Below are 25250 nucleotides of genomic sequence, written 5' to 3'. Positions count from 1 at the left end.
TCGCGACCGGCCGGTGAATGATCAAGCCATATGCGGGCGGACCGGGCCCGGCCTTGATCCGCTCAGGCATCCCCTACGTGTCGCAGTCGAGCACCGAGCGGCACAGGCCGCACCGCGCTCGCAGCCGTCCGCGCACGGGCACCCGCACCCGCTGCTCGCACACCGGGCACGGGAAGCTGACCCGCAGCCCCGGGCCGGACCCCTCGCGCTCGAAGCGGTACGCCGCCCCGTCCGCCGGCGTGACCCCGGTGCGCCGTGCCCGCGCGTACCGCCGCCGCGCCCCCGGGCCGGCGGCGGCGAGCGGAGCCCGGCGGTGGTCCCGGGCCGCCAGCGCGCTCCCGCGCACGTAGGCCTCGTACGCCTGGGGGCTGGTGAACCACGGGGACGGATCCTCGTCGAACAGCGCCGCCCGCTTGGCGAGGACGTAGCCGAACTCCTCCGGCGTCAGGTAGCCGAACCTCTGGTGGGTGAGCGCGTCCTCACGGTAGGCGTCGAGGAGCAGCCACCCCGCCCCCAGGTAGGCGGCGGCGGTGTCCGTGAGGATCTCGTTCTCCGCCGGATCGGGGAAGGCGAGTTCCAGACGGTGCAGCAGCACATGGGCGACCTCGTGCGACAGGGCGGCCGCCAGGTCCCGCCGGTGGGTGCGGAAACGGTCGTTGACCTCGACGAAGTACTCGGGCCCCGCGGCCAGTTCCACCGTGGCCGCCTCCTCCATCGGCCGGAAGGCGACCACCATCCGCGCATCGGGCAGCCGCAGCGTGCGCACCAGCGCCGAGGCCACCCGCTGCGCCCCCAGGTGCAGGTCGTCGGAGGCGTCGAAGGCCGCGTCGGCGGGGGAGAAGCTCGTGGCGTAGGCGCGGACCCCGTCGGCCGACAGGCGCCGGAAGAGCGCGGTGATCGCGGCGCGCACGGTCGCCAGGTGCGGAAATCCGTGCTCGATGACCCCGCCCCGCCCGCCGTTCTCCTTCATCAGGTGCTCCTTACCGCAATCCCTGTCGCGTTGAAGGGAGTTGGCCGAAACTGCCTTCTTGTTGGCCGCCATCCTCCTGATGTGTCATGGACCCGTCATTCCCCGATGACACGCACGGCCCAACCCCCCACGAAAGGAAGTGTGTTGACTGTGTCCAGCCTCGTGCGATTCATGAAGCGCACCCTCGCCGTCGGCGCCGTCGCCCTCGCGGCCGTCAGCCTCCAGCCCGGCACCGCCACCGCCGGCACCGCACCCGTCGTCGGCGGCACCCGAGCCGCCCAGGGCGAGTTCCCCTTCATGGTGCGCCTCTCCATGGGCTGCGGCGGCGCCCTCTACACCCAGCAGATCGTCCTCACCGCCGCCCACTGCGTGAACGGCTCCGGCAACAACACCTCCATCACCGCCACCGCCGGAGTCGTCGACCTCAACAGCTCCAGCGCCATCAAGGTCAAGTCCACCAAGGTCCTGCGCGCCCCCGGCTACAACGGCACCGGCAAGGACTGGGCCCTGATCAAGCTCGCCAAACCCATCAACCTGCCCACCCTCAAGATCGCCGAGACCAAGGCCTACGACAACGGCACCTTCACCGTCGCCGGCTGGGGCGCCACCCGCGAGGGCGGCGGCCAGCAGCGCTACCTCATGAAAGCCACCGTCCCCTTCGTCTCCGACGCCGCGTGCGGCGCCGCCTACAGTGACCTCGTCGCCGGCGAGGAGATCTGTGCCGGCTACATCGACCAGGGCGGCGTCGACACCTGCCAGGGCGACTCCGGCGGCCCCATGTTCCGCCGCGACAACGCCGGAGCCTGGATCCAGGTCGGCATCGTCAGCTGGGGCATCGGCTGCGCCCGCCCCGACTACCCGGGCGTCTACACCGAGGTCTCCACCTTCGCCGCCCAGATCAAGAGCGCCGCGGCCACCCTGTAGCCCGCCCTCGCCCTCGCCCTCGTCCTCGCCCTCGTCCTCCCGGCCCGGCACGAACCGGCCGGGAGGACGAGGCGCCCCCGCCGCCACCAGCGCCGCCACCGCCGCCGCCACCATCCCCGCCACCGCCGCCGCCACCATCCCCGCCACCGCCGCCCGCGCCCCGCGACGCCCGCCCGGCGGCCAGCCGTGCGGGTGCGGGCCGACCCGCGCCCCGGCCCCAGGGGAGGGAACCGCAGGCAGCGACCTACAGCGGGGCAGGTCGATCCCCCAAAGCCAGCCGGACATCGAGGTCCTCGCCGACGTCCCGCGCCTCGACAGCCGCAGGCCCGGGCTCGACGGCCTCAAAGCCACCCGGCGCCCGTCCGGCAGCCACCGGCCACGCATCGTCACCGTCACCACCTTCGACCTCGACGACCACGTCCACGCGGCGCCCCACGGCGGAGCATCCGGCTTCCACCTCAAAGACGCAAACCCGGCCATGCCGGTTGAAGCCGTACGGACGCCAGCCGCCGGCGACCGGCCCGCCCCACCCGCCATCACCGTGCGACGGCTGCGCCAGCCCGCACGAAGCGTCGCCAGGGCACCACCGGCGGACCAACCGCGGACCCACGCCGTCTCACAGGCCGACTGCCCCGCGACCTGCGGCCCCGCGCCACGTATTCTCGACAACCATGAACATCAGCGACCTCGACAACGGCCCGGGCAACGGCAAGCGCGCCGCCGACGGCATCGACGAGAACGTCACCGCCGAACTCGCCCGCCTGCGCGACAGCATCGACAACATCGACGCGGCCGTGGTCCACATGCTCGCCGAACGCTTCAAGTGCACCCAGCAGGTCGGCCACCTCAAGGCACGCCACCAGCTGCCCCCCGCCGACCCGGGCCGCGAGGCCAGCCAGATCGCCCGGCTCCGCCAGCTCGCCGAGAACGCCAAGCTCGACCCGGCCTTCGCCGAGAAGCTCCTCAACTTCATCATCGCCGAGGTCATCCGCCACCACGAGACCATCGCCGCCGGCGAAGAGTAGACAATCGGGGTTCCGCCGCCCACTGGGGCAGCATGGGCCCCATGTCCGCACTGACGCGCAACGAAGCGCAGCTCCGAGCCCAGCTCCTCGACGTCCACCACTACCTCGTCCGCCTCGACCTCACCACCGGCGACGACACCTTCGACTCCGCCACCACCATCCGGTTCACCGCCCGCACCGCCGGCGACACCTTCGTGGAGCTGAAGCCCGAAGAACTGCGCTCCGCCACCCTCGACGGCCACCCCCTCGACCCGGCGACCCTCGACGACAACCGCCTCCCCCTCGCCCTCACACCCGGCGACCACGAGCTGCGCATCGACGCCCGCATGCGCTACTCCCGCACCGGCGAAGGCCTGCACCGCTTCACCGACCCCGCCGACGGCGAGACGTACGTCTACAGCCAGATGTTCCTCGACGACGTCCAACGCGTCCTCCCCGCCTTCGACCAGCCCGACCTCAAAGCCGTCTTCCAGTTCACCGTGACCGTCCCCGCGCACTGGACCGTCCTCGCCAACGGCGTCACCACCCGCCTCGCCGACCGGCCCGCCACCGGCGACCGGCCCGCCGCCGGCATCTGGCAGTCCGCCCCCACACCCGTCATCTCCACCTACCTCGCCGCCGTCGCCGCAGGCCCCTGGCACAGCGTGACCACCCAGCACGCCGGACTGCCCTTCGGCATCCACTGCCGCCAGTCCCTCGCACCCCACATGGACGCCGACGCCGACGAGATCCTCTCCCTCACCAAGGCCTGCTTCGACCGCTACCAGACCAAGTTCACCGAGCCCTACCCCTTCGACTCCTACGACCAGGCCTTCGTCCCCGAATTCAACGCCGGCGCCATGGAGAACCCCGGCCTCGTCACCTTCCGCGACGAATTCATCTACCGCTCCGCCGTCACCGACACCGAACGCCAGTCCCGCGCCATGGTCATCGCCCACGAGATGGCCCACATGTGGTTCGGCGACCTCGTCACCCTCGCCTGGTTCGACGACATCTGGCTCAACGAGTCCTTCGCCGAATACATGGGCTACCAGACCCTCACCGAAGCCACCCGCTTCACCGACACCTGGACCGCCTTCGGCGTCACCCGCAAGCCCTGGGGCTACGAAGCCGACCAGCGCCCCTCCACCCACCCCGTCGCCCCCGAAGACGTCCCCGACACCGCCTCCGCACTCCTCAACTTCGACGGCATCTCCTACGCCAAGGGCGCCTCCGCCCTCCGTCAACTCGTCGCCTGGCTCGGCGAGAAGGACTTCCTGGCCGGCATCAACACCCACTTCGCCCGCCACAAGTTCGCCAACGCCTCCCTCGCCGACTTCATCGACTCCCTCGCCGCCCACACCGAACGCGACGTCCGCGGCTGGGCCGACGCATGGCTGCGCACCACCGGCATCGACACCCTCACCCCGCGCATCGAGGACGCCCCCGACGGTACCGCCGGCTGGACCCTCACCATCGACCGCGACGGCAGCCGCCCCCACCACATCGCCGTCGGCGTCTACGACCGCGACCCCGCCGACGGCCACACCCTGGAACTGCGCGAACTCCTCGACCTCGACGTCCCCTCCGACGAGGTCGTCTCGACCAGCGGCACACGCCCCGCCCTGCTCCTCCTCAACGACGCCGACCTCACCTACGCCAAGATCCGCCTCGACGAAACCTCCCTCGAAACGGTCCTGCGCGGCCTCTCCGGCATCCCCGAAGCCCTCACCCGCGCCGTCGTCTGGAACTGCCTGCGCGACATGGTCCGCGACGGCGAACTCGCCCCCCAGGACTACCTGGCCACCGCCGAAACCCACCTGCCCGCCGAACACGACCTCGCCATCGTCCAAGGCGTCCTCGCCTTCGCCCGCACCGAGATCGCCGTCCGCTACCTCACCCCCGAGGACCGCACGGCCGCACTCACCACCCTCACCACCATCGCCCGCGACCTCCTGCGCCGCACCGAGGACGGCTCGGAGCCCGGCATGCGGCTGACCGCCGTACGCACCCTCGTGGGCAGCGCCACCCAGCCCGACACCATCGCCGCCTGGCTCGCCGACGACACCGTCCCCGGCGGCCCCGCACTCGACCCCGAACTGCGCTGGCGCATCCTCGGCCGCCTCGCCGTCCTCGGTGCCGTCGACGAGACCGACATCGACGCCGCCCTCACCGCCGACCCCAGCGCCACCGGCGAGGAAGGCGCCGCCCGCTGCCGCGCCGCACTCCCCACCCCCGAGGCCAAGGCCGCCGCCTGGAACCGCCTCTTCCACGACGACAGCCTGTCCAACTACCTCTTCAGCGCCACCGCCCAGGGCTTCTGGCAGCCCGAACAGAGCGACCTCACCGCCGAGTACGTCACCCGCTACTACCCCGAAGCCGTCGCCCTCGGCGCCCGCCGCGGCCCCGCCATCGGCGAAGCCGCCGGCCGCTACGCCTTCCCGGCCTACGCCGTCGACGAAGCCAACCTCAAGGCGGGCCAGGCCTGCCTCGCGGACCCGGACATCATCCCGCTCCTGCGCCGCAAGCTCGTCGACCAACTGGACGACCTGTCCCGCGCCCTCCGCGTCCGCCGCTGACCCTGCGGGGGGCCAGGCGGGGGCCCGGCGGAACGGGCGCCCTCCAGGGCCCGGCGGGGCGGGGGCCGGTCCCGGACGGCACCCCACCCCGACCCCGGCACCGGCCCCCGCACGAAGCCACCCCGCACCGGGGGGGAGCGGCCCATCGGCGAACGGACAAACCCCGGCGGTTACCCCATTCGGGCCTGATCGTTGTACAGGCAGGGTGCCCCCTGCCGCACCCAGGCCAGCCCCGGGACAACAGCGCCGCCAGGCACACCCCGGCCAGCCCCCGGAGGACCCGATGACAGCGCCGCCCAGCACACCGCATCCCGGCCCATCGGAGTTCCCCACGGCAGCGCCGCATGGCAATCGGCACCCCGGCCAGCCGGAGGCCCCCATGACAGCGCCGTCCGGCACCCCGAATTCCGGCGGGCCGCAGAGTGCCACCCCGACGCCGCACCGCAACCCGCTCGCCGGCGGAGCCCACGGCCCCCACGCCCTGCGCCCCCTCCTCGACACCGTCCTCCACGCCCTCCACACCGGCGCCGCCGAACGCCCCGGACCCCTCCCCGCCGGCGGACCCGACACCGTCACCGCCCACATCAGGGCCGCACTGGGCGACGTACTGCCCGACCACGGAACCGGCGACCACGAAGCCCTGCACACCCTCGTCCGCGCCCTCGCCGCCGGCGCCGCAGACCCCGCCCACCCCCTGTGCGCCGCCCACCTGCACTGCCCGCCGCTCGCCGTCGCCGCCGCCGCAGACCTCGCCGCCAGCGCCCTCAACCCCTCCCTCGACTCCTGGGACCAGGCCCCAGCCGCCTCCACCCTCGAAGCCGAACTCACCCGCGCCCTCGCCGCCGAGTTCTACGACACCCCCCATCCCGACGCCCTCGTCACCACCGGCGGCACCGAAGCCAACCAACTCGCCGTGCTCCTCGCCCGCGAACGCCACGGCCCCCGCCTCACCGTCCTGCACGGAGCCAACGCCCACCACTCCATCCCCCGCGCCGCCTGGCTCCTCGGCCTACCCCCGGCCGTCGCCCTCCCCACCCCCACCGGCGTCCTCGACCCCGCCCGCCTCGCCGAAGCCCTCGCCACCACCCCCGGCCCCATCCTCGTCACCGCCACCGCCGGCACCACCGACGCCGGACTCATCGACCCCCTCCCCGCAATCGCCGACCTCTGCGACCACCACCGCGCCGACCTCCACATCGACGCCGCCTACGGCGGCCTCCTCGCCCTCAGCCCCCACCACCGGCACAAACTCGCAGGCCTCGGCCGCGCCCACTCCCTCACCATCGACCTGCACAAACTCGGCTGGCAGCCCGTCGCCGCAGGACTCCTCGCCGTCCCCGACACCGCGCTCCTCGCCCCCCTCGCCCACCAGGCCGACTACCTCAACGCCACCGACGACACCGCAGCCGGACTCCCCGACCTCCTCGGCCGCTCCCTGCGCACCACCCGCCGCCCCGACGCCCTCAAAATCGCCGCAACCCTGCGCTCACTCGGCCGCGACGGCCTCACCGACCTCATCGACCGCACCTGCGCACTCGCACACCACCTCGCCCAGCGCCTCGACGCCCACCCCGGCTTCGAACTCCACTCGGCACCCACCATCAGCACCGTCCTCTTCCGGCCCACCCGCGCCACCGACGACGAACTCGCCACCCAGCGCCGCGCCCTCCTCCACCAAGGCCTCGCCGTCCTCGGCCGCACCCACGCCGACGGCCGCCTGTGGCTCAAAGCCACCCTGCTCAACCCGCACACCACGGCGGGAGACCTGGACACCCTCATCGCCCACCTGGAAGGCAGCACCCACCGATGACCGCCCAGCTCGATGCACCCCACGACCTCGTCGGAATCGGCATCGGACCGTCCAACCTGTCCCTCGCCGCCCTCGCCCACGGCCTCCCCCACCAAGGAGCAGGCGAACTCGCCACCGTCTTCTACGAGCAGCGCCGCGACTTCCGCTGGCACCCCGGCCTCCTCATCGAAGGCGCCACCCTCCAAGTCCCCTTCCTCGCCGACCTCGTCACCCTCGCCGACCCCGCCAGCCCCTGGAGCTTCCTCAGCTACCTCAAGCACAAGGAACGGCTCTACCCCTTCTACTTCGCCGAGCAGTTCCACATCCACCGCGCCGAATACGACGCCTACTGCCGCTGGGTCGCCGGCCGCGTCCCCGGACTCCACTTCGGCCACCAGGTCGACGCCGTCCGCTGGAACCCCGAACGCGACCTCTTCGAAGTCGACTTCACCCAACTCGACCCCGCAGGCGAAGCCGAAGCCCTCGGCCGCACCTACACCCGCAACCTCGCCCTCGGCATCGGCACCGCCCCCCACATCCCCGAACCCCTGCGCCCCCTCGCAGAGGCCCCCACCGCCCCCGTCATCCACTCAGCCGACTACCTCGACAACCGCCGGCGCATCCTCGGCGCCGAACACGTCACCGTCATCGGCTCCGGCCAGTCCGGCGCCGAAGTCTTCCTCGACCTGCTCCGCGCCCGCCCCGTCGGCCGCGAACGCCTCACCTGGCTCGCCCGCACCCCCTCCTTCGCCCCCATGGAGTACTCGAAACTCGGCCTCGAACACTTCACCCCCGACTACACCCGCTACTTCCACTCCCTCCCCGAACCCGTACGCGACCACCTCGTCCCCGCCCAATGGCAACTCCACAAGGGCATCGACACCGCCACCATCGCCGCCATCCATGACGAGCTCTACCGCCGCACCCTCCACGGCGGCTGGCCCGACGTCGTCCTCACCCCCGGAGTCACCGTCCGCACCGCCGGACGCGTCGCCACCACCAAGGTCGAACTCCACCTCGAACACGCCGAACAAGGCGCCCGCTCCCGCCTCACCACCGACGCCGTCGTCCTCGCCACCGGCTACAAGGAACGCCCCCTCACCGGCCTCCTCGTCGGCCTCGACCCCTACCTGCGCAAAGACTCCTCCGGCCGCCCCCGCATCGACGACCGCTACCGGATGATCCTCGACCCCTCCGTCACCGGCAGCATCTTCGTCCAGAACGGCGAACGCCACACCCACGGCGTCGGCGCCCCCGATCTCGGCCTCGCCGCCTGGCGCAGCGCCGCCATCCTCAACACCCTCACCGGCAAAGAGGCCTACCCCCAGCCCCCGCGCACCGCCTTCACCACCTTCGGCCTCGAACAGCGCGAACACGCCCGCCCCCGCCCCGCCGGCGAACTGCTCCCGCTCGTCGAACACCCCTAGGGACCGCGCCGGACCAAGGCCGGGCCCGGGCCGCCCGACCCGATCCGCCGGACACCCCCAAGGTGCCCGGCAGACGTACGGCGGCCCCCTCGGACAACCACACCTGACCTGCGACTATCGTCGCCGTCATGCAGCGAACCAGCGCCGACGGGGTCACCGTCCTGTGGGAGGCCGCCCCCGGCCCTGGCCCCCTCACCGCAGTCCTCTCCTTCGGCACCGGGGTGCGGGACGAAACCGCCCCCACCCTCGGCGCCACCCGCCTCGTCGCAGCCCTCGCGATGAAGCCGGCCGGCAGGCGCCCCCACGAGTTCACCAGCATCGTCGAGGAGGAGACGACCCACTTCATCGCCAAAGGAACCCCCACAGAAGTCACCGGCTTCCTCCTCGCCGTCTGCAGCGCCCTGCTCGACCTCCCGACCCAGCACATCGAGCACGCCACCCGCCTCCTCACCCTCCAGTCCCCCTTCACCTGCGACCAACGCGGCGCCGAACCCCTCAACGCCCGCTACGGCCCCCACGCACTCGGCCTCGTCGCCTATCACGAGCCCGACATGTACGGCCGGCTCACCCCCGACGCCGCCCGCACCCACGCCGCCGCCTTCTTCACCCGCGCCAACGCCGTCCTCGCCCTCGACGGACCGCCGCCCGCCGGACTCACCCTCCCGCTGCCCGACGGCCCCCGTCCCCACCGGAGCGCCCCCCGCACCCGAGCCGGCGTACCCGGAACCTGGCAGCACCGCCAGATCGACACCGTCTCCCTCCTGCTGACCTCCCGCGCCCACGAACCCGCCGCGGTCGCCGCCTGCCACGTCCTGAGCCAACGCGTCGAGCACATCGCACACGACACACTCGGCTTCACCGACGGCGTCACCGTCCACAGGTTCCTCCGCGACCGCCTCACCCTCGACCGCGTCCTCGCCCTGCGCCCCGCCGACGGCCACGCCGAACAGGCTGCCGAAATCCTCTGGCACGAAGCCCTCAACCTCGCCCGGCAAGGCCCCACCCGGCACGAACTCGACACCTTCACCGCGCACGCCCGCACCGAACTCGACTGCGACAGCGGCCTCTGGAACTCACTGCAACGCGCCCTCGAAGCCGAACACTTCGGCATCCCCTACCACGACACCGCAACCCTCCTCGCGAACCAGGCCACCGGCACCCCCCAGGACGTCGCCGACCACCTGCAGCGCGCCCTCACCGACGCCGTCCTCGTCGTCCCCCACCAGGTCTTCCCCCGCCTCAAGGCACCCCACGGCAAACGCCTGCCGAACTCCGACTGCTGGCGCCTGTACGGACAGCACACCCCGACCCCCGGCACGCGCTTCCGCATGAACCGCCTCCGCCGGGCCACCACCCGCCGCCAGGACCACGGCGAGTACGTCCTCACCTCCTGGGGGCTCGTCGTCCGCGACGCCAACCGCGACGAACACGACATCCGCTTCGACGACATCGCCCTCATGCACCGCGACGGCCCCGGCCGCATCGTCCTCACCGGCTGCGGCTGCCACATGCACATCCACCCGCACCAGGTCGCCCGCGGCGAACGCCTCGTCGCCGCCCTCGACGCCGCCGTCCCGGCACACCTCGTCCGCGCCGACGCCTGAACCCCGACGCCCGAAGACGCCGACGGGGCCGGCGCCCGCCGCGGCGGACACCGGCCCCGTCGAAACCGACCACCGGCTAGTGCCGCGTCAGGCAACGTTTGCCCGTCAGGAGCGGCGTCCGGTGCGTGCTCTCGGCGTGCCGGCCGGAAGCGCTCGTACGGGACGTACGCTTCGGCCGGTGCGGCGAGAGTGCGTGCCGGACGCCGCGACGGGGCGAACGCTGCCTGACGCGGCACTAGAACACCGGCACGCCCGCCCGCGTCAGCCGCCAGTCCACCGAAGCGAACTGCGCCGGGTCGATCGTCCCCTTCGCCTTCACCCACGAGATGATCGTGTTACGGATCTCGTCCGAGTTCGACCACAGCTGCTTGGCCTGCGGCACGTGAGGGAAGTTCCCGCCACCCGACGCCCGGTAGTTGTTCACCGCCAGCACGAACCGCGCCGCCGGATCCACCGGCTTCCCCTGGAACGACAACCCCGAGATCCGCGAACCCGCCGGCTGCGCGATGTCGATGTCGTACGCCAGCCCGTACACCGCGTCGTAGTTGTAGTCCGGAATCCCCTCGGCGTTCGTCAGCTTCGCCGGATCCACCGCATCACCCGGCGCCGTCCGCACGAAGTACCGTGCCGAGTACTCCAGATAGTCCTTCAGCTGCGCACCCGTCAGCAGCCGCGCCTCCATCGTGTTCTCGAACGGGTACAGACCCGCCGCATCCCGGATCGTCACCTGCCCGGCCGGAATCGCCGCCGTGCGCGAGAAGCACGAAGCCTGCGACAGCACCGGCAACGCCGCCCACTCCGTACCCGCCAGAGCCGCCTTCACCGTCTCCGCCTGCACGTGGTTGATCAGATCGATGATCGCCACGTCCTTGACCGGACCCTCCGCCGACGACATCGCCTGCGTCGAGGTACCGATCACCTGGTTCACGTACGCCACGACCTTGCGGTGCTCGTCCGACAGCAGCCGCGTGATCTTCGCGTCCTCCGCCACCGTGTTCGAATTCAGCACCTTCGCCGCGACCTTCGCCACCGACCAGCGGCCCTTCTCCCACACCAGCTCGAAGTCGAACAGCGTCAGCCGCTGCCCCCACTTCAGCGGCTCCGACAGCACCACGTCCTTGCCGGTCGCCTTGTTCCTCACCCGGTACTCCGGGATCTCCGTGTGCGCGTGACCCACCAGGATCGCATCGATCCCCGGCACCTGCTCCGCCACCAGCGCCGCCGCGTTCTCGACATACGGCAGCTGGTCACCGTACGACGACGTACCGCTCGACCCCGAGTGCGCCGACACGATCACCACGTCCGCACCCATCGACCGCAGCCGCGGCACATACTTCGCCGCCTGCTCCTCCAGCCCCGGGAACGTCATCCTCCCCTGCACGTTCGCCTTGTCCCACAGCGCGATGCCCGGATTCGTCAGCCCCAGCACCGCCACCTTCACATCCCGCCCGTGCGGCGTCCGCAACCGGTGCATGCTGTACGGCGCGAACGCCGGCTTGAGCGTCTTCGCATCCAGCGCGTTCGCCCCCAACAGCGGGAAATCGCACTGCTCCTCGAACTTCCGCAGCACCGGAATGCCGTAATTGAACTCGTGGTTCCCCAGCGCCGCCGCGTCATAACCGATCGCGTTCATCGCCTGCGCCATCGGATGCACCGGACCACGCCGCGCCGTGATCGGATCGACCTTCGCGTAGTAGTACGACAACTGCGTGCCCTGGATCGTGTCACCCGCGTCGATGAGCAGCGTGTTGCACCGCCCCTTCTCCGCCCGCACCTGATCCACCAGAGTCGAGATCTTCGCCAGACCGACGTCGTTGTGCGCCTTGTCGTCGAACTCCGCATCCGTGAAGTAGTCCCAGTTGAAGACGTTCCCGTGCAGGTCGGTCGTCCCCATCACCGTGAACGCGTAAGCCCGCGGCCCCTGCTTCCTCGCATCCTGCTGCGCGGCCGCCGCCGGGCTGCTCGCGGCCCCCGCCAACGCCACGGCCGCACCCGTCGCGGCCGTGGTCCCCATGAATGTCCTGCGGTCGAACGCCATGCCATCTCCCCTTCAAGGCCTGAACAACGCGCGTAGATTCTGACCCACTGGCAACAAGCCGCAACACCCCCGTCAGGTTTCGATCCGGTGACCACACCCGAACGGGCGACAGTGCGAGAGTGAATCCATGACCCAGGACGCACCGCACCAGCCCTACGGCACCCCCGAAGTACCCCGCGTCGCCGTCCACGGCGAAGCCCGCCTCGAAGTCGACCCCGAGATCGCCCGCATCGGCATCACCGTCAGCGCCCGCGGCACCGACCGCCGCACCGCACTCGAAGACCTCACCCGACGCAACAACACCGTCCTCGACCTCATCAAGAGCTACGGAGACCCCGTCGAAAAACTCGAAACCGGCGCCCTGTCCATCACCCCCGAACTCACCCGCCACGGCCGCTCCGAACGCATCCGCGCCTACCACGGCCGCGTCCACATCACCGCCGAACTCAGCGACTTCACCACCCTCGGCGAACTCACCACCCGCCTCGCCGACCTCGAACTCACCCAGGTCGACGGCCCCTGGTGGGCCCTGCGCCCCACCTCACCCGCCCACGGCCAGGCCCGCCGCCAAGCCGTACTCGAAGCCGTCCAGCGCGCCCGCGAATACGCCGAAGCCCTCGGCGCCCGCCTCGCCGCCCTCGTCGAACTCGCCGACCTCGGAGCCGAGAACGCCACCCCCTTCACCGCAGCCCCCGGCGCCGGCATGCGCACCATGGCCTTCAGCGCCGCCGAGGACGCCGGCGGCCCCCCGCCCCTCGACCTCGAACCCCAGCGCCAGACCGTCTACGCCCAGGTGAACGCCCGCTTCACGATGACCCCGCCCCAACTCTGAGACGCGCACACAACGGGCCCCGGGGGTGCTCATCGGAGCACCCCCATGCACATTCAACAAGTGTCAACAACCCTTCACTCAAAGGTTGTTGAGCGGACACCCGGAAGCGATTACCTACCCATTGGTAGGGGAATACGCTCGCCCCATGCGCCGAGCGAAAATCGTATGTACCCTGGGCCCCGCCACCGACTCATACGACCAGATCAAAGCACTGGTCGAAGCCGGAATGGACATCGCCCGCCTCAACCTCAGCCACGGCACCTACGCCGAACACGAGGAGCGCTACCAACGCGTACGCAAGGCCTCCGACGAGACCGGCCGCAGCGTCGGCATCCTCGCCGACCTTCAAGGCCCGAAGATCCGCCTCGGCCGCTTCCACGAAGGACCCGTACTCCTTGAACGCGGCGACGACTTCACCATCACCGTCGAAAACCACCCAGGCGACCGCCACACCTGCGGCACCACCTACAAAGGACTCGCCGACGACGTCACCACCGGCGAACGCATCCTCGTCGACGACGGCCGCGTCACCCTCGAAGTCACCGCGGTCGACGGCCCCCGCGTCCACACCCGCGTCATCGAAGGCGGCATGGTCTCCGACCACAAAGGCCTCAACCTCCCCGGCGTAGCCGTCTCCGTCCCCGCCCTCTCCGACAAGGACATCGAAGACCTCCGCTGGGCCCTGCGCACCGGCGCCGACGTCATCGCCCTCTCCTTCGTCCGCAGCGGCCACGACATCCAAGACGTCCACCGCATCATGGACGAAGAAGACCGACGCCTCCCCGTCATCGCCAAAATCGAAAAACCCCAAGCCGTCGACAACATCGACGACATCGTCGCCGCCTTCGACGGCATCATGGTCGCCCGCGGCGACCTCGGCGTCGAAATGCCCCTCGAACACGTCCCCATCGTCCAGAAGCGCGCCATCAAACTCGCCAAGCGCAACGCCAAACCCGTCATCGTCGCCACCCAGATGCTCGACTCGATGATCGACAACTCCCGGCCCACCCGCGCCGAAGCCTCCGACGTCGCCAACGCCGTCATCGACGGCACCGACGCCGTCATGCTCTCCGGCGAAACCAGCGTCGGCAAATACCCCGCCGAAACCGTCCGCACCATGTCCCGCATCGTCGAAGCCGCCGAAGAGGACATCCTCGCCAAAGGCCTCCCACCCCTCACCGAACGCAACAAACCCCGCACCCAAGGCGGAGCCGTCGCCCGCGCAGCCGCCGAAATGGGCGACTTCCTCGACGCCAAATTCCTCGTCGCCTTCACCCAGAGCGGCGACACCGTCCGCCGCCTCTCCCGCTACCGCTCACCCATCCCCCTCCTCGCCTTCACCCCCGACCCCGCCACCCGCTCCCAACTCACCCTCACCTGGGGCGTCGAAACCTTCCTCGGCCCCCACGTCGACTCCACCGACGCCATGGTCGCCCAAGTCGAAGAAGAACTCCTGCGCATCGGCCGCTGCGTCACCGGCGACACCGTCGTCATCACCGCCGGCTCACCCCCCGGCGTCACCGGCTCCACCAACCTCGTCCGCATCCACCACATCGGCGACGCCGTCCACTGACCCACCCCACCCCACCCCACCGCGCCGGGCCCACCGCACCGCCCGGCGCGGCGCGCACCCTCACCACATGGACGTCATCGAGCTGCTCGAATCAGCCACCCTCCTCACTCCCGAGGAGAAGGCCACCGACAACGACCTCACGGCGCGGGACGTCTGGGACCACCTCGCCCACGACGAGTGGGAAACCGCCCTCACCCTCCTCGAAGAACTCGGGAACCCGCCACCCCGATCCCAGCGCTTCTGGGAACAACTCGCCCACGCCGCCGAACAACTCCACCTCGCACACAGCGCGGCCTGGTGCCACTGGCGATCCGCCGAACTCCGCAACGGCATGATCCGGATCGACCTCACCCTCGGCCCACGCAGGGCACCGATCCCCGGACATGGCGTCCTACGCCCCGTATGGAACATCGGCAACCTCTCACCCACCGGCGACCCCGCCGTGAACATCGCCGCCCTCTGGCTCGAAAACACCCCCTCGCTGGAGCCCGGCGACCGCACCACCGCCCGCCTCGTCCCCCTCACCCCCACCCACTGGCACCACGTCCGGCCCGGCCAAAGCATCACCATGCACGAAGGCCGCCCCGCGACCGCCACCGCCGTCGTACGGGAGGTCCACCTCCCCGACCTCGGAAAAGGGCTGGCGACAGGACCGGCGGCCGAGTAGGAAGGGCGCCATGAGCACCCCCATACGGACGTTCGTCCGCACCACGCTCGACCTCGGCGACGCGACTCTCCACCCGTGGGGCCGCGAGCCCGCCGGACCGGAGCGCCTGGACGACCTCGTCGCCGCCGCGGCCGACCCGACGATCGCCCTCTGGAACCCCCTCGCCGCGGCAGACCACAAGGCCGCCCAGGCCTGGCTCGAAGCCCGCGACGACGCCTGGGACCGCGGCGCGGGAGCCGCCTTCGCCGCCCTGGCCGCGACCGACGGCGCCCTGCTCGGCACCGTCAACCTCCGCTGGGTCGACCGGGCGGACGGCCTCGCCATGATCGGATACTGGCTCCTCCCGGACGCGCGCGGCCGCGGCCTCGCCACCCGCGCCACCAGGGCCGTCACCACCTGGGGCTTCCACACCGCCGGCGCCCGCCGCATCGAACTCGCCCACGCCACCGGCAACGGGGCCTCCTGCCAGGTCGCCCACCACTGCGGCTACCTCCCCGAAGGCACCCTCCGCGAGTCCCACCTCTTCGGCGACGGCCGCCACCACGACGAACACCTCCACGCCCGCCTCGCCACCGACCCGGAACCCGGCCCCTAGTACTTCGGCCCGATGTGGGCGTCCATTAGAGCGACGGACGCCTTGCGGGCGATGGACACGTTGAACGGGTCGCTGCCGCGGGCCAGGACCGTCCACTGGACCCCGACCTTCGTGAGCGTGTCGGTGCAGAGCTTGCGGATGTCGTCGGACTTGTTGGTGAAGAAGTACCGCGGGTACTCGTAGCGCTTGCCGTTGCGCACGGTCCAGTTGGTGATCCGACACCCGTCGGAGTGGATCAGCCCCCGGATGAACTCCCACGGGTGGGCATCGACGATCTCCTGCTGCCACCCATCGAGGACGATCCGCCGCTCGTGCTTCTTCCCTGGACCGTGCTGCGGGAACAGGCATTCCAGGTGCTTCGAGTACACCTTGATGTTGTGGCAGCCGATTCTGCGCACGCGGCAGACCTGGTTGTGCGGGAAGGTGCGTCGCATCGCCTGTTCGGCGCAGTCCATGAGGCCGGGCCAGTCATCGCCACAGGTGATCATGAGGTTGGGTACTCGGTGGCCCGAGTGGTGGCTTATGTGGCCGTCGCCGAGGTAGAGGCCCAGAAGGTACGAGTAGGCCTGCTCGTCCAGCTGGCTTCCGTCGCACCGTGGGCAATCCGGATCATGGGCGCCGGGGCATTCGCCCCGCTTGGCCCTGTCCACGTGCTTCCAGTAGCCCACGGTGCCCAGGGGAACGCCGAGCTGACGCGAGACGTCGGCGTTCCTCGCGCCGCCGCGCAGGAGGGAGAGGGCTGTTTGTCGCAACTCGAGGCTGTGGAACTCCATGCGGCAACTGTGCGTGCACATGTATGGCCGTGAGTAGCAAAAAGCGAACGTTCATGCGAAGGTGAACGTCCGCTTTTCGGACATGTACCGGGTGCGGGATTCGAACCCGCACGTCCTTTCGGACAGATGTGTTTGAGACATCAGCGTCTGCCATTCCGCCAACCCGGCTAGGTCGCTGGTCGGAGTGTACCGGGTGACCATCGCGCGCTGCAGCTAGGTAGGCTCATCCAAGCAGCAGAGCCCCGCAAAGAGGAGCCCCCGTGACCGCCGAGCACGAGTCGACGCCCACGCCCGACGCCGACCAGTCGCACGTTCCGCCGCTGACGACCCGCGTCGTCATCGCCGAGGACGAGGCGCTCATCCGTCTCGACCTCAAGGAGATGCTCGAAGAAGAGGGCTACTCCGTCGTCGGCGAGGCCGGCGACGGGCAGACGGCCGTCGAGCTCGCCCGCGAGCACCGGCCCGACCTGGTCATCCTCGATGTGAAGATGCCCGTCCTGGACGGGATCTCCGCCGCTGAGAAGATCGCGCAGGAGTCGATCGCGCCCGTCCTGATGCTGACGGCGTTCTCGCAGCGCGACCTCGTCGAGCGGGCCCGGGACGCCGGGGCCATGGCGTACCTCGTGAAGCCGTTCAGCAAGAGCGACGTGGTGCCGGCCATCGAGATGGCCGTGTCCCGGTTCGCCGAGCTGCGCGCGCTGGAGCAGGAGGTCGCGGACCTCTCGCAGCGGCTGGAGACCCGCAAGCTGGTCGACCGGGCGAAGAGCATCCTGCAGACGCAGTACGGGCTCACGGAGCCCGCGGCCTTCCGCTGGATCCAGAAGTCCTCGATGGACCGCCGGATGTCGATGCAGCAGGTCGCCGAGGTGGTCATCGAGGACGCCGAGGCGAAGAAGAAGGAGAGCGGGAAGTAGTTCCCGTCCCGTCCCGGGGTCCCCGGAACATGTGTGAGGCCCGCCTCCCCCGAGGGAGGCGGGCCTCACACGTTCTGTCAGTCCTCGCCGAGGTAGGCCTTGCGGACGTCCTCGTTGTGGAGGAGGTCCTGGCCGGTGCCGGAGAGGACGATCTTGCCGATCTCCATGACGTGCGCCTGGTCGGCGAGGGAGAGCGCCGCCTGGGCGTTCTGCTCGACGAGCAGGATCGTCATGCCCGAGGCCTTGAGCTCGGAGATGGTCGACATGATCTTCTGCATCATCAGCGGGGACAGACCCATGGAGGGCTCGTCCAGCATGAGGAGCTTCGGCTGGCACATGAGCGCGCGGCCCATGGCGAGCATCTGCTGCTCACCGCCCGAGAGGGTGCCGGCGGCCTGCTTGCGACGCTCGCCCAGGATGGGGAAGAGGTCGTAGGCGCGCTGGATGTCCTTCTCGATGCCGTCCTTGTCGCTGCGGAGGAAGGCGCCGAGCTGGAGGTTCTCCTCGATCGTCAGCCGCGGGAAGATGTGGCGGCCCTCGGGGGAGTGCGCCAGTTTCAGGGCGACGATCTTGTGGGCGGGGACGCCGACGAGGGGCTGGCCGTCGAAGGTGATGCTGCCCGCGGTGGGCTTCAGGAGCCCGGAGAGGGTGCGCAGGGTGGTCGTCTTGCCGGCGCCGTTGGTGCCGACGAGGCAGACGATTTCGCCTTCGTTGACCTCGAAGGAGATTCCCTTGACGGCTTCGATCTTGCCGTAGGCGACCTTGAGGTCCTCGACCTTGAGCAGTGCGGTCACTTGGCCTCTCCTTCCGTGCTGGTGGTGCGGGTGGTGCTGTCCGCGTCCGCGTCGCCGTCGGCGTCGGCAGCGCTGTCCGAGTCGGCCTCGGGGGCCTCGTCGTCGGCTGCGGCTTCCGTCTCGGTCTCGGCGTCGGCCTCGGTCTCGGCGTCGGCCGTGGCCTCGGGCTCGGCGTCTGCTTCGGCCGTGGCCTCCGCCTCGGCGTGGGCTTCCGCCGCCTCGACCTCGGCGATCTCGGCTGCTCCGGGCTCGCCCTCGAAGGGGGTGCCGAGGTAGGCGGCGATGACGCGCTCGTCGCCCTGGACTTCGGAGGCGGTGCCTTCGATGAGCTTCTCGCCCTGGACGAGGCAGGCGACGCGGTCGCAGAGGTTGAAGATGAAGCGCATGTCGTGCTCGATGACGAGTACGGCGATGCCCATGTCCCGGATCGCGAAGATGAGTTCTTCGGCGGCGCGGGTCTCCTGGGGGTTCATGCCGGCGGTGGGCTCGTCCAGGAGGATGAGGCCGGGGTCGCTGGCGAGGGCGCGGGCGATCTCCAGCTTGCGCTGCTCGCCGTAGGGGAGGTTCTTCGCGAGGTGGTCGGCCTTGTGTTCCAGGCCGATGAACTCCAGGAGTTCCATGGCGCGTGCCTCGCTGGCGGCTTCGGCCTTCTTGAAGCCGGGGCCGCGCAGCAGGGCGGACCAGAGGCCTTCCTTCGTGCGGGTGTGGCGTCCGACGAGGACGTTCTCCAGCACGGTCATGTTGTGGAAGAGCCGGATGTTCTGGAAGGTGCGGGCGATGCCGGCCTCGGTGACCCGGTGGGGCTTGGGCGGGAGGACCTTGCCCTTGTAGCTGACGGAGCCCTCGGTGGGGACGTACAGCCCGGTGAGGCAGTTGAAGAAGGTGGTCTTGCCGGCGCCGTTGGGGCCGATGAGTCCGACGATCTCGCCTGCGTTGACCTGGAGGTCGACGCCCTTGACGGCGGTGAGGCCGCCGAAGCGCATGGTGACGCCCTTGGCTTCGAGGACCGTGGTCTTCGTGGTGGTGGTGGTGTCCGTGGTGGTCGTCATGTCGTTCACGCCCCCGCCTTGGCGGTGGCCAGGTCCTTGGGGGCCTGGTCAGCGGTGTCGTCGTGGAACTCGAGCTGCGCGCGCTTGTTGGCGATGAGGCCTTCGGGGCGGAAGCGCATGAGCAGGATGAGGGCGATGCCGAATGCGAGGAGCTGGTAGTCCTGGAGGAAGGCCAGCTTCGCCGGGATCAGGAAGAGGAGTGCGGCGCCGAGGATGGGGCCGCGGATGGTGCCCATGCCGCCGAGGATGACGGCGGCGAGGAGGAACGCGGAGTTCGGCGGGACGGGCCCGGCGAAGACGTAGTTCTCGGGGACGACCGTGGTGTTGACGTGTGCCTGGACGGTGCCGGCGAGGCCGGCGAGGGTGGCGCCGAGGGCGAAGGCGATGAGCTTGACCTTGAAGCCGTTGATGCCCATGGCTTCGGCGGCGGTCTCGTCCTCGCGGATGGCGACCCAGGCGCGGCCGATGCGGCTGTTGCCGGCGCGGGCGAAGACCAGGACGACCAGGGCCATCACCAGCAGCATCAGGAAATAGTAGTTGGCGTAGGCGCCGAGTTCGATGCCGGCGACGATGTGGGATTCGCCGAAGTTCCACCCGAGGATTTCGAGGTGGGGGACGTTCGGGATGCCGTTGGGGCCGTTGGTGATGTCCGGGCCGGAGGTGCCGTCGAGGTTGCCCATGGCGATGCGGAAGATTTCTCCGAAGCCGAGGGTGACGATGGCGAGGTAGTCGCCGCGCAGGCGGAGGGTCGGTGCTCCGATGACCACGCCGAAGACGAGCGAGACGATGGCGCCGACGATGACCGCTGCCCAGAAGGGGAGGTGGATGCCGAAGGCGGAGGCGGTGCTGCCGGAGACCAGGGCGGCGGCGTAGGCGCCGACGCCGAGGAAGGCGACGTAGCCGAGGTCGAGGAGGCCGGCGAGGCCGACGACGATGTTGAGGCCGAGGGCGACGGTCGCGAAGATCAGGATGTTGACCGCGATCAGCGTGTAGGTGTCGCCGCTCTGCTGGATGAAGGGGAAGGCGATCGCGGCGGCCGCGGTGCCGAGGAGGGTGACCTGGCGGTTGTTCGCGGTGAGGACCGAGAAGCGGGCGAGGAGGCCCGACTTGTTCAGGGCGAGGGCCGCGAGGCCGACGGTGATCAGGTAGGCGACGAAGAGCTGCGGTTCCTTGTCATCGGTGTCGATGCCGAAGGTGATGACGAGGAGGCCGAGGGCGAAGACGCCGGTGATGATGAGGATCTCGGCCCAGGAGGGCAGCTTGCTCTTGGCCGGGGTGGCCTTGCGGGTGTCGTCGGGGAGCTTGTACGCGGCGAGGGCCGGGACGAGGGAGCCGACGAGGGCGACGTAGGCGCCGGGTTCGAGGTTGACCACGCCGCCGAGGACGACGGTGATGGCGATGACCGTGAACCAGGTGGCGGCCGCGTTGCCGAGGGCCAGGAACCAGATGGCCTTGCGGGAGCCGGCGGGGGTGAGCCAGCCGAAGCCCTTGACGCCGAGCGCGGCGAGCGCGTGGACGAGGGTGAGGGCGGCGCCGGCCAGGGTGACGTACTGGAGGTCGGCGGGGCTGCCGTAGAAGGTGAGGTCGCCGGGGAAGTCGGCGGTCCACGTCCAGGCGAGGAAGGCGCTGACGATGGTGAGGAGGCTGCCACCGATGATCGCGTAGAGGAGCGCGGCGGGTGCGGGTGCCGTCTTCGCGGTCTGTGTCTGCGTCTGCGGGGTGGTGTTGGTGGTCATGGTCTCACGCCCGATCCGTGACGCGCTGGCCGAGCAGGCCTTGGGGCCGCACGAGGAGGACGACGATGAGGAGGACGAAGGCCCAGACGTTGGACCAGGCTCCGCCGCCGAGCTGCTGCATGCCGGGGATCTCTTCGATGTAGGCGATCGAGAGGGCTTCGGCGAGGCCGAGGACGACGCCGCCGACCATGGCTCCGTAGATGTTGCCGATGCCGCCGAGGACGGCTGCGGTGAAGGCCTTGAGGCCGAGGATGAAGCCCATCTCGAAGTTGATCTGGCCCTTGTCGACGCCGTAGGCGACGGCGGCGACGGCGGCGAACGCGGCACCGATGGCGAAGGCCATGACGATGATGCGGTCGGTGTTGATGCCCATCAGCTTGGCGGTGTCGGGGTCCTGCGCGGTGGCCTGCATGGCGCGGCCGCTGCGGCTCTTCTGGACGAAGACGCCGAGGGCGAGCATGCAGAGCGGGGCGAGGATGAGGACGAAGAGGTCCGCACGCTGGATCGCGAGGCTGTCGGTGATCTTGAAGGCCGGGCCCGTGAACTCCGGGAAGCTGACGGCCTTCTTGGCGTCCGGGTAGAACTGCCAGACGAGCTGCTGGAGCGCGATCGAGAGGCCGATTGCGGTGATGAGGGGTGCGAGCCTGGGGGCGCTGCGCAGGGGGCGGTAGGCGAAGCGTTCGGCTGCGCAGGCTACGGCGACGGAGGTTATCGCACCTCCGATGATCATGACTGGGATCGCGATCAGCAGGCTGGTGCCGGTCGGGAGGATGGCGTAGGCGGAGAGCGCGCCGAAGCCGCCGATCATGAAGATCTCGCCGTGGGCGAAGTTGATGAGCTGGACGATGCCGTAGACCATGGTGTACCCGATGGCGATGAGGCCATAGAGAGCACCGAGGGCCAGGCCGTTGGCCAGCTGTTGCGGCAGTTCGTGCACCGCAGGGCCTCCGATGAGCGTGTCGGATAAGACTCCGCGCGAGGGCGCTGTTTGCGCCCTCGCGCGGCGTTGGTTCAGGTGTTACGGGTGCTGCTGGGTGCTACCGCTTACTGGTTGAAGGTGTCGCTCTTGACGTCGACCCACTTGCCGCCCTCGACCTTGTAGACGGTGAGCTGCTTGTTGGTGGTGTCGCCGTACTCGTCGAAGGCGACCTTGCCGGTCACGCCTTCGAAGGTGACCTTGCCGAGGGCCTCGACGACCTTGGCGCGGGCGTCGTCGGGGAGCTTGCCGCTGTTGGCGGCGACGACGGCCTTGACGGCCTGGATGACGGCCCAGCCGGCGTCGTAGGAGTAGCCGCCGTAGGCGGCGTACGGGTCCTTGTAGCCCTCGGTCTTGTAGTCCTCGATGAACTTCTTGGCGGTGTCCAGCTTCTCGACCGGGTAGCCGATGGAGGTGGAGAGGTCGCCCTCGTTGGCCTCACCGGAGGCGCTGATGAAGGCGGGGTCCTGGATGCCGTCGCCGCCCATGAGCGGGACGTTGGCGCCGGTCTTCTTGATCTGGTCGGCGAGCAGGCCGCCCTCGGGGTACTGGCCGCCGAAGTAGACGGAGTCGGCGCCGGAGGACTTGACCTTGTCGGCGGTGGAGGAGAAGTCGGTCTCCTTCACGGTGACGTGGTCGGTGCCGACGATCTCGCCGCCGAGCTTCTTGAACTCGTCGGAGAAGATGGCGGCGAGGCCGGCGCCGTAGGTCTGCTTGTCGTCGACGACGAAGACCTTCTTCTTGCCGGCGTCCTTGAAGAGGTACTGGGCGGCGAACTTGCCCTGGACCACGTCGGTGGCGGCGGTGCGGAAGTAGGTGTTGAAGGGGCGCTTGAACTCGCCCTTGCCCCAGTTGTCGCCCTGGCTGAGCGCGGGGTTGGTGTTGGCGGGGGAGACCTGCGCCAGCTTGGCGGAGGCGAGGACACCCTGCATCTGCTGGGCGACGCCCGAGTTCAGCGGGCCGACGACGCCGAGGACGTCCTTGTTGCCGACGAGCTTGGTGGCGTTGGCCTGGCCGGAGGCCGGGACGGCCTGGTCGTCGAGGGCCTCGACCTTGAACTCGATGCCCGGGACCTCGTTGTTCTTGTTGGCCGTCTTGGCCGCGAGGTCCACGGAGTTCTTGATGCCCTGACCGAGAGCGGAGAGGGAGCCGGTGAGCGGGGCGTCGACGCCGATGACGACGACGGTCTTCTTGCCGCCGCTGTTGTCCTTGGAGCCTCCGTCGCGCGATCCGCAAGCGGTGAGGGTCAGTGCTCCCGTGGTGATCACGGTGGTGAGGATGAGCAAAGAACGGTGTCGCACGATTCTTCCTTTCCCTGGCGCAGCCCTCTGTCGAGGTGCCGTTGGGTCGCCGGGCCGCACTGGAGAGGTCCACGGCCGTGCTGATTCGCGCCCTACGGCGCGGTGACTGGCCGTGACTCTAGGGCCGAGGTGGCGAGCACCGGGAGGCGGCAAAGGAGGATGTGACGCTCTTGTTATGCCAAGGCCAAGAATGCGTGGTGAGAGTTTGAACAATACGGACATTTGGGTGCCCCTTGGATTGTCCGCATCGTGAGAAATACCTGCTTCCCTAAGGGGCTTGAGGGCTCCATGCACCTGTCTTAGATCAAATTCGGCCGAATGTGGCTGCGTGTGCCCGAAAGAATCCGCCGGGTGGCCATTCTCAAGGGAAAAGACGGATTCCGACCATCCTGTGCATTACTCAGAGTAATGATCGCGGCGATGTGGCGGGGCTATGAATGATCTTGTCCGGGTGGCGGCATGGCCTCTCACCTGCGGTTCGGCTCCGCGGGGGTACCTGACCGGAAGGCGGACAGTATGCTCGGAATGCGGTGACGCCGGTCACATCGGCGGACGCCAGTTCTCCGAACTGCGGGTCGCGCCGCCCTGCTCGGCGCAGCGCTGTGCGACGAAGCGGTCGATCAGCTCAAGTGCCTTGTCGCGTCCGGCAGTTCGCTCTTCGGTGCGTCCCGCGGCCACTGCGTCCTCGTGGATCGCGTACTGGTCGTTGGAAAGCCCCTTCTGCTCCCAGTCGAGGCCGGACCGCTGTGTGCCCAGGAGGGTCTCCTTCGCCCAGTAGGACACCAGGCTCGTGCACACCTGCACGGGCGAGGCGGGAGTGGGGGCGGAGGCGCTCGCGGAGCCCGCCGCGGGGGGTGGTGCGGAGGATGAGCATCCGGTCAGGGCGAGTGCCGCGAGGAGGGTGTGGGCGGCGTACCGGGCCGTGCGTGGCATGGTCCCCATGGGGGGACGGTAGGCGGTGGTCACCTGCGAGACAACAGATGTCGCACCGAAGCCGGCGGACTGGCGGATTCCGGGCGGTTGCCGGGGCGACCGGGGTGGCGGGGGCGGCCGGGGCGGCCGGGTGGCGGGGTGGTCAGGAGTCGCGGGGCGGCGTGCCGGGGGAGCGCCGGGACGGCGCAGGCCCGGATCCACCGCCCGTGAGGGTCGGGGTCCGGGCCCGGGAGGCGCCCTGAGGCAGGGCCGCCGAGGCTCGCGGCCGGGTCAGGACCCCGCGTGGGCCTCCGCGGCCCCGGGGACCTGGTCGACGTCGCGCAGCAGGCAGGTCAGGCGGGCGGTGCAGATCCGCTTGTCCTGCTCGTCGGTGATGACGATCTCGAAGGTGGTGGTCGAGCGGCCGCGGTGGACCGGGGTGGCGACGCCCGTGACGATGCCGCTGCGGGCGCCCCGGTGGTGGGTGCAGTTCAGGTCCACGCCGACGGCGATCTTGTTGATGCCGCCGTGCATCATGGCGCCGATCGAGCCGAGGGTTTCGGCCAGTACGGCGGAGGCGCCGCCGTGGAGCAGTCCGTAGGGCTGGGTGTTGCCCTTGACGGGCATGGTTGCCACGACGCGGTCGGCGGAGGCTTCCAGGATGCGGATGTCCATGCGCGCGCCGAGGTCGCCGGCCGAGAACAGCGCGGGCAGGTCGATGCCCAGGGCCGTGTACTCGTCGAGGACCTCCTGCGGGAACTTCACTGCGTGCTGCTCGCCCATCGTCAGGCTC

At 70.1% G+C, this 25250-nt stretch carries 22 protein-coding genes and 1 tRNA gene; 11 read left to right on the top strand and 12 right to left on the bottom strand.

Annotation, left to right across the window (positions count from 1 at the left end; all coding sequences use genetic code 11):
- Positions 1-73 precede the first annotated feature (73 nt).
- Positions 74-970 (bottom strand): hypothetical protein, encoded by an 897-nt coding sequence (locus tag ACFWFZ_RS17250; RefSeq protein ID WP_387123073.1) that lies wholly within the window; start codon positions 968-970, stop codon positions 74-76.
- A 171-nt stretch (positions 971-1141) separates the two neighbouring features.
- Here ACFWFZ_RS17250 and ACFWFZ_RS17245 point away from each other — a divergent pair, with 171 nt between their 5' ends.
- Complete coding sequence (locus tag ACFWFZ_RS17245; RefSeq protein ID WP_387123178.1) at positions 1142-1894, top strand: S1 family peptidase; 753 nt, start codon at positions 1142-1144, stop codon at positions 1892-1894.
- Positions 1895-2138: 244 nt separating this feature from the next.
- Here ACFWFZ_RS17245 and ACFWFZ_RS17240 read toward each other — a convergent pair whose 3' ends face one another.
- The gene (locus ACFWFZ_RS17240) at positions 2139-2318 is read right to left on the bottom strand and encodes a hypothetical protein (RefSeq protein WP_387123071.1); all 180 of its coding nucleotides are present in this window, start codon (positions 2316-2318) and stop codon (positions 2139-2141) included.
- A 247-nt stretch (positions 2319-2565) separates the two neighbouring features.
- Here ACFWFZ_RS17240 and ACFWFZ_RS17235 point away from each other — a divergent pair, with 247 nt between their 5' ends.
- The 5 genes from ACFWFZ_RS17235 (at position 2566) to ACFWFZ_RS17215 (ending at position 10297) form a co-directional block, all read left to right on the top strand.
- Positions 2566-2919 carry a chorismate mutase gene (locus ACFWFZ_RS17235; RefSeq protein ID WP_387123069.1) on the top strand — a complete coding sequence of 118 codons (354 nt, stop codon included), beginning with the start codon at positions 2566-2568 and terminating at the stop codon, positions 2917-2919.
- A gap of 32 nt (positions 2920-2951) precedes the next feature.
- A complete protein-coding gene (pepN, locus tag ACFWFZ_RS17230) occupies positions 2952-5477 on the top strand; it encodes an aminopeptidase N (protein WP_387123067.1) in 2526 nt (841 codons plus the stop codon).
- Between the two features lie 379 nt (positions 5478-5856).
- Positions 5857-7287: a pyridoxal phosphate-dependent decarboxylase family protein gene (locus tag ACFWFZ_RS17225; protein ID WP_387123066.1), complete on the top strand. Its 1431-nt coding sequence runs from the start codon at positions 5857-5859 to the stop codon at positions 7285-7287.
- Complete coding sequence (locus ACFWFZ_RS17220; RefSeq protein ID WP_387123064.1) at positions 7284-8693, top strand: lysine N(6)-hydroxylase/L-ornithine N(5)-oxygenase family protein; 1410 nt, start codon at positions 7284-7286, stop codon at positions 8691-8693. The genes ACFWFZ_RS17225 and ACFWFZ_RS17220 overlap by 4 nt, the downstream gene beginning before the upstream one ends.
- 128 nt (positions 8694-8821) lie before the next feature.
- Positions 8822-10297: a hypothetical protein gene (locus tag ACFWFZ_RS17215; protein ID WP_387123062.1), complete on the top strand. Its 1476-nt coding sequence runs from the start codon at positions 8822-8824 to the stop codon at positions 10295-10297.
- Positions 10298-10532: 235 nt separating this feature from the next.
- On the opposite strand, the gene ACFWFZ_RS17210 is transcribed toward ACFWFZ_RS17215, so the two are convergent.
- Positions 10533-12335, bottom strand: coding sequence for a bifunctional metallophosphatase/5'-nucleotidase (locus ACFWFZ_RS17210; protein ID WP_387123060.1), 1803 nt, complete (start codon positions 12333-12335; stop codon positions 10533-10535).
- Positions 12336-12462: 127 nt separating this feature from the next.
- Here ACFWFZ_RS17210 and ACFWFZ_RS17205 point away from each other — a divergent pair, with 127 nt between their 5' ends.
- From ACFWFZ_RS17205 to ACFWFZ_RS17190, 4 genes are all read left to right on the top strand, one after another.
- Positions 12463-13167, top strand: a complete 705-nt coding sequence (locus ACFWFZ_RS17205; protein ID WP_387123058.1) for an SIMPL domain-containing protein — start codon at positions 12463-12465, stop codon at positions 13165-13167.
- Positions 13168-13312: 145 nt separating this feature from the next.
- Positions 13313-14740, top strand: a complete 1428-nt coding sequence (gene pyk / locus ACFWFZ_RS17200; protein ID WP_387123056.1) for a pyruvate kinase — start codon at positions 13313-13315, stop codon at positions 14738-14740.
- A gap of 67 nt (positions 14741-14807) precedes the next feature.
- The gene (locus ACFWFZ_RS17195; RefSeq protein ID WP_387123054.1) at positions 14808-15407 is read left to right on the top strand and encodes a hypothetical protein; all 600 of its coding nucleotides are present in this window, start codon (positions 14808-14810) and stop codon (positions 15405-15407) included.
- A 10-nt stretch (positions 15408-15417) separates the two neighbouring features.
- Entirely contained in the window at positions 15418-16002 is a 585-nt protein-coding gene (locus tag ACFWFZ_RS17190) for a GNAT family N-acetyltransferase (protein WP_387123052.1), read from the top strand.
- Here ACFWFZ_RS17190 and ACFWFZ_RS17185 read toward each other — a convergent pair.
- Entirely contained in the window at positions 15999-16775 is a 777-nt protein-coding gene (locus ACFWFZ_RS17185) for a helix-turn-helix domain-containing protein (protein WP_387123050.1), read from the bottom strand. The two genes, ACFWFZ_RS17190 and ACFWFZ_RS17185, sit on opposite strands and share 4 nt — an antisense overlap.
- An 85-nt stretch (positions 16776-16860) precedes the next feature.
- Positions 16861-16943: transfer RNA gene (locus ACFWFZ_RS17180), tRNA-Leu, on the bottom strand.
- 92 nt (positions 16944-17035) lie between these two features.
- Here ACFWFZ_RS17180 and ACFWFZ_RS17175 point away from each other — a divergent pair.
- On the top strand, positions 17036-17689 hold the full coding sequence (locus ACFWFZ_RS17175) for a response regulator (protein WP_356812124.1): 654 nt from the start codon (positions 17036-17038) through the stop codon (positions 17687-17689).
- A 77-nt stretch (positions 17690-17766) separates the two neighbouring features.
- On the opposite strand, the gene ACFWFZ_RS17170 is transcribed toward ACFWFZ_RS17175, so the two are convergent.
- The 7 genes from ACFWFZ_RS17170 to ACFWFZ_RS17140 all read right to left on the bottom strand — a co-directional run bounded on the left by ACFWFZ_RS17170 (position 17767) and on the right by ACFWFZ_RS17140 (position 25240).
- The gene (locus ACFWFZ_RS17170; RefSeq protein ID WP_030664901.1) at positions 17767-18483 is read right to left on the bottom strand and encodes an ABC transporter ATP-binding protein; all 717 of its coding nucleotides are present in this window, start codon (positions 18481-18483) and stop codon (positions 17767-17769) included.
- Positions 18480-19532 carry an ABC transporter ATP-binding protein gene (locus ACFWFZ_RS17165; protein WP_387123176.1) on the bottom strand — a complete coding sequence of 351 codons (1053 nt, stop codon included), beginning with the start codon at positions 19530-19532 and terminating at the stop codon, positions 18480-18482. The genes ACFWFZ_RS17170 and ACFWFZ_RS17165 overlap by 4 nt, the downstream gene beginning before the upstream one ends.
- A gap of 5 nt (positions 19533-19537) precedes the next feature.
- A complete protein-coding gene (locus ACFWFZ_RS17160) occupies positions 19538-21268 on the bottom strand; it encodes a branched-chain amino acid ABC transporter permease (protein ID WP_387123048.1) in 1731 nt (576 codons plus the stop codon).
- Positions 21269-21272: 4 nt separating this feature from the next.
- Positions 21273-22205: a branched-chain amino acid ABC transporter permease gene (locus tag ACFWFZ_RS17155; RefSeq protein ID WP_387123046.1), complete on the bottom strand. Its 933-nt coding sequence runs from the start codon at positions 22203-22205 to the stop codon at positions 21273-21275.
- Positions 22206-22312: 107 nt separating this feature from the next.
- Positions 22313-23545 carry a branched-chain amino acid ABC transporter substrate-binding protein gene (locus ACFWFZ_RS17150; RefSeq protein WP_387123044.1) on the bottom strand — a complete coding sequence of 411 codons (1233 nt, stop codon included), beginning with the start codon at positions 23543-23545 and terminating at the stop codon, positions 22313-22315.
- A gap of 540 nt (positions 23546-24085) precedes the next feature.
- The gene (locus ACFWFZ_RS17145; protein ID WP_387123042.1) at positions 24086-24487 is read right to left on the bottom strand and encodes a hypothetical protein; all 402 of its coding nucleotides are present in this window, start codon (positions 24485-24487) and stop codon (positions 24086-24088) included.
- A 261-nt stretch (positions 24488-24748) separates the two neighbouring features.
- Positions 24749-25240 (bottom strand): PaaI family thioesterase, encoded by a 492-nt coding sequence (locus ACFWFZ_RS17140; protein WP_387123040.1) that lies wholly within the window; start codon positions 25238-25240, stop codon positions 24749-24751.
- Positions 25241-25250 lie beyond the last annotated feature (10 nt).

This window comes from Streptomyces sp. NPDC060232 (genome assembly GCF_042726555.1).
GTDB lineage: Bacteria > Actinomycetota > Actinomycetes > Streptomycetales > Streptomycetaceae > Streptomyces.
The sequence above is the reverse complement of the archived record's forward strand: the minus strand, read 5'-3'. Positions and strand labels throughout refer to the sequence as shown.